The following is a 1,435-nucleotide window of genomic DNA, read 5'->3' on the forward strand; positions in this document are numbered from 1 at the left end:
CTGCTCGGTGATCGCGATGTCCCAGCGGGCGCTTACTGGGGCGTCCACACGCTCCGTGCGGTGGAGAACTTCCCCATCACCGGCCAGCCGCTCTCCACCAACATGCACCTGGTCCGCGGCCTCGCCGCCGTCAAACTCGCCGCCGCCCGCACCAACCTCGAACTCGGCCTCCTGGACGCCGAACGCGCCGCCGCCATCGAGCAGGCCTGCACCGACGTCATGAACGGTCTCCTCAGCGACCAGTTCGTCGTGGACGTCATCCAGGGCGGCGCCGGAACGTCCTCGAACATGAACGCCAACGAGGTCATCGCCAACCGCGCCCTGGAAATCCTCGGCCACCCCAAGGGCGACTACGCCCGGCTGCACCCCAACGACCACGTCAACCTCTCCCAGTCCACCAACGACGTCTACCCCACCGCCGTGAAACTGGGCACCATCTTCGCCGCCCGCGAACTGCTCGCCGCCCTGGCCGAACTCGAGGACGCGTTCGCGGCCAAGGCCGCCGAGTTCCGCACGGTCGTGAAGATGGGCCGCACGCAGCTGCAGGATGCCGTGCCCATGACCCTCGGCCAGGAATTCGGCACCTACGCCGTCACCATCGGCGAGGACCGGCTCCGCCTGGCCGAAGCGGACCTGCTCATCCACGAAATCAACCTCGGCGCCACCGCGATCGGCACCGGCCTGAACGCACCTCCCGGCTACGCCGAGGCCGCCTGCCGCCACCTGGCCGAAATCACCGGCCTGCCCCTGGTCACCGCCGTCGACCTCATCGAAGCCACCCAGGACGTCGGCGCCTTCGTACACCTCTCCGGCGTGCTCAAGCGCGTGGCCGTGAAACTCTCCAAGATCTGCAACGACCTCCGCCTGCTCTCCTCCGGCCCGCGCGCCGGACTCGGCGAGATCAACCTTCCCGCCGTGCAGTCCGGCTCCTCCATCATGCCCGGCAAGATCAACCCGGTGATCCCGGAAGTGGTCTCCCAGGTCGCCTACGAGGTCATCGGCAATGACGTCACCATCACCATGGCCGCCGAAGCCGGGCAGCTCCAGCTCAACGCCTTCGAACCCATCATCGTCCACAGCCTCCACAAGAGCATCTCCCACCTGGAAGCCGCCTGCCGCACCCTCACCGCACGCTGCGTCCGGGGCATCACCGCCAACACCGAACACCTCCGCCTCACGGTTGAGCAGTCCATCGGCCTGGTCACCGCCCTGAACCCCCACCTCGGCTACGCCACCGCAACCGCCATCGCCCAGGAAGCCCTCGCCACCGGCAAGGGCGTCGCCGAACTCGTGCTCGAACACAGCCTGCTCACCGCCGAACAACTCCAGGAACTCCTCAGCCCCGAACGCCTGGCCAACCTCAGCAAATAACCCCCAACCGCCCCCTAACCTCGCAAGCTCGGTCAGGGAACCCGGCGGTCGTGGGCCCACACCA

Annotated in this window: 1 protein-coding gene; it reads left to right on the forward strand. The window is 67.9% G+C overall.

The annotated features are described in order from the left end of the window. Positions 1-1,371, forward strand: a 1,371-nt coding sequence (locus tag JYA52_RS00225; RefSeq protein WP_205651159.1) for an aspartate ammonia-lyase, incomplete at its 5' end; no start/stop codon positions are given. Between the last annotated feature and the right edge of the window lie 64 nt (positions 1,372-1,435).

Origin of the sequence: Arthrobacter pascens, from assembly GCF_017052465.1 — a bacterium.
In the GTDB taxonomy this organism is placed as follows: domain Bacteria; phylum Actinomycetota; class Actinomycetes; order Actinomycetales; family Micrococcaceae; genus Arthrobacter; species Arthrobacter pascens.